Genomic DNA, 3439 nt, shown 5'->3' on the forward strand with positions numbered 1-3439 from the left:
GCTGGTGACCGCGCCCGCATGCACATAGCCATGCTGCTGGGAAAGATGGGCGGAAAAAGGCAGCGCGATATGCACCTCGCCGTCTTCGACCAAGGTCAGCGTGGCGCCCAATGTCTGCATCAGGCCCTGGGCGCCAAAGCTGGCGGCGATTCGTTCGTGGAGTGCGTTCATCGCCCTACTGTAGCGGCTGGCAGCGTCCGCCAGCGGCGCCGCGGCGCATCGCTGTCACCTGCATGCCAGCTCAGAACGACTCCCACGAGCCGTCCGACGCCGTCTTGGCCATCAGTGCTGGCGCAGGCCTGCGCATCGGACGTGCCGCGACCTGGCGGGCCGGCGTGGCGCGTGCCGCTACCGGGCGCGATTCGACGGTCTGCGCGGCCGGCACCCCATCGGCATGGTGCGGCGCCGATGCCGATGCCGAGAGCTTGAAAATGCTCACCGCGCGCACCAGTTCCTGGGCCTGTGACTTGAGGCTGCTGGCGGCCGCCGACATCTGCTCGACCAGCGCTGCGTTCTGCTGCGTGGCATGATCGATATTGGTCACGGCTTCGCCGACCTGGCCCACGCCCGCGCTCTGCTCGGAGCTGGCGGCGCTGATCTCGCCGACGATGTCGGTCACGCGGCGAATGCTGCTGACCACATTGTGCATGGTGCTGCCCGCGCGGTCGGCCAGCTGCGAGCCCGCGGACACGCGCTGCACGCTTTCCTCTATCAGCTGCTTGATTTCCTTGGCGGCCTCGGCGCTGCGCCCTGCGAGCGAGCGCACTTCGCTGGCCACCACGGCAAAACCCCGGCCCTGCTCGCCCGCGCGCGCGGCCTCGACCGCGGCATTCAGGGCCAGGATATTGGTCTGGAACGCAATGCCGTCGATGACGCTGATGATCTCGGCGATGCGCTTGCTTGAATCGCTGATGCCGCGCATGGTCTCCACCACCTGCTCGACCACCTGACCTCCCTGCTGCGCCACGCCGCTGGCGCTCTGGGCGAGCTGGTTGGCCTGGCTGGCGTTGTCGGCGTTCTGGCGTACCGTCGTGCCCAGCTCCTCCATCGACGAAGCGGTCTGCTCGAGCGCGCTGGCCTGGCTTTCGGTGCGCGCCGACAGGTCCATGTTGCCCTGGGCAATCTCGGCGCTGGCCGTAGACACCCCCTCTGCGCCCTGGCGTACCGAAGACACCAGCGACACCAGGCTTTGCTGCATGCCCGAGAGCGCGAGCAGCAGGCGGCCGAACTCGTCCTTGGTCTCGACCCGGATCTCGCGGCTGATGTCGCCCTGGGCGATTTCACCTATCAGTTCGACGGCCTGGTTCAAGGGCCGCACGATGGCGCGCACGATCAGCAGTGCGGCCCAGCAGGCCAGGGCCGTGACCAGCACGCCGCCGACAATCAGCACCAGTTGCCGCTGCTGGGTTGCAGCCTCGGCTTCCTTGATCATTTCCAGCGAACGCCCGGCGGTGAACGTGCTGTATTCTGCGGTGGCGCGCATCAGCGCGGCCAGCAGCGGGCGGCATTCTGCATTCATCTTGGTCACTGCGGCTTCGCGCTGATTGTCCAGCACCATGCCGAGAATGGCCATCGCCACCGGTTCGTATTGGCTTTCTATGCGGGCGATATTGTCGACCATGGCACGCACTTCGGCATTCACGCCGGGTTTTCCCGCCAACTCCTGGAGTTCGGCAAGATATTTGCGCACATCCCCTGCGGCGCGCTCGACTGCGGCTTTTTCCTGGGCCACGTCCTGGGGCGAAGTCACCAGCGTCAGATTGCGCGCGGCGATCGCGCGTTCGTCGACAGCAAGCCGCACCTTGTTGGCCGCATCGGCACGGGCTTGAATGCCCTGGATGTAATTGCCGAATGCCGCGCTGTCATCCTTCATCATCTGGATGGCATACACGGTAATTCCTATGATCAGGGCAATCAATAGACCAAAGGTGCCAACCAGCTTGGCCTTGACCGATAGATTTCTCCAGGACTGCATGGCTTCTTCCCCTGCCATTCGTATGGCGTTGTGAGTGAAAAATCAAATAGACCATTGAAGAAGTCTCAGGCCGGATATTGTTTCCTGGACTCCAAGATAAACAACGCATGCTCGACTGCATGGCTGGACGACCAAGACTCCCGCTCAGGCTGTCTGTGACCGTACGAGGAAATACGTCGCGCATGAAAACGCTGAAAGCCGCAAGAATTACAAATTAGTAGTCATTGATTCAATTTGTAGCATTAGACCGCGCGCATGACGTGTTGACATACATCAACACATAGATTTTTTCTTTATTGAATTACTGATGGATAGAAGTTGACGCACTTCCTGGCGCGCACCGAGGCGTAGCTACCCACACCGAATAACTTGATAAGTATTTACCCTAAATCTCAAGTCGACCAGCATTCACGCTGCACGGCAGATGAATGCCTGGCCGCAGCACGCGCGGCGGCGGGTTCACCGCAACGCCGCGGTGCATCTCAAAGCGTCACTTTGGCGTCGCGAATCACGCGGCCCCACTTCTTGGTTTCGGCGGCAATGAAGCGATCGCACTCCTCGGGCGTCGAGCCTTCGGCCACGGTGCCCATGGCTTCCAGGCGCGCCTGGCCCTCGGCGCTGTAGAGGATCTTGCGCACTTCGGCCGACATGCGCTGCAGGATTTCGCGCGGCACGCCCGCGGGCGCGACCATGGCGGCCCAGGTGCTGCCCACCAGGCCATCGATGCCCTGCTCTATGAACGTGGGCACATCGGGCAGCGACGGAATGCGCTTTTCGCTGGCCACGCCTATCAGCCGGATGCGACCGGCCTTGGCGGGCTGGATCAGATTGGGCGGCGGATCGAGAAACAGCGGCACCTGTCCGCCCATCAGATCGACCAGCGCCGGCGAGGCGCCCTTGTAGGGCACATGCACCATGTCGGTCTTGGTCAGCAGCTTGAGCAGCTCGGTCGTGAGGTGGGCGCTGGAGCCGCTGCCCGAAGAGGCGAAACTCACCTTGCCGGGATTGGCGCGCGCATAGGCAACCAGCTCCTGGGCGTTCTTGAACGGCGCATTCAGCGACACCGCCGCGACCAGCGGCGACACGCCCATCAGCGAGACGCCAACGATGTCCTTGGTGGGGTGGTAAGGCAGCTTGTCGTACAGCGTGGTGTTGCCGGCAAACGCGGCAATCACCACGCCAAAGGTCAGGCCGTCGGGCGCGGATTTGGCAACCTGGTCGACGCCAATGATGCTGTTGGCGCCGGGCTTGTTCTCGATGACGATGGGCTGGCCCAGCGCTTTTTGCAGGCCGACCTGCAGCATGCGCGCCATCTGGTCGGTGAAGCCGCCGGCGGTGTACGGCACGATGATGCGTATCGGCTTGTTCGGCCAGGCGGACTGGGACCAGGCGGGCCCGGCGGCGGCGGCCGTGCCCGCGGCCACGGTGTGAAGGAAGGAACGGCGTGAAGTCGATGGCGACATG

The 3439-nt window shown here is 63.6% G+C and carries 3 protein-coding genes; all 3 read right to left on the reverse strand.

The genetic code is table 11. The features are described 5' to 3' along the window. The coding region (locus RR928_RS24525) for a PaaI family thioesterase (RefSeq protein ID WP_442881937.1) at positions 1-171 on the reverse strand (171 nt) is incomplete at its 3' end. A gap of 70 nt (positions 172-241) precedes the next feature. Continuing rightward, entirely contained in the window at positions 242-1975 is a 1734-nt protein-coding gene (locus tag RR928_RS24530) for a methyl-accepting chemotaxis protein (protein WP_332535365.1), read from the reverse strand. A gap of 482 nt (positions 1976-2457) precedes the next feature. Beyond that, positions 2458-3438 (reverse strand): Bug family tripartite tricarboxylate transporter substrate binding protein, encoded by a 981-nt coding sequence (locus RR928_RS24535; RefSeq protein WP_332535364.1) that lies wholly within the window; start codon positions 3436-3438, stop codon positions 2458-2460. Position 3439 lies beyond the last annotated feature (1 nt).

This window comes from Comamonas sp., assembly GCF_036666375.1.
Lineage (GTDB): Bacteria > Pseudomonadota > Gammaproteobacteria > Burkholderiales > Burkholderiaceae_C > Comamonas.

Coding starts and splice junctions, on each gene's coding strand:
- RR928_RS24530 (WP_332535365.1), bottom strand. CDS start 1,975: ATGCAGTCCTGGAGAAATCTATCGGTCAAGGCCAAGCTGGTTGGCACC.
- RR928_RS24535 (WP_332535364.1), bottom strand. CDS start 3,438: ATGTCGCCATCGACTTCACGCCGTTCCTTCCTTCACACCGTGGCCGCG.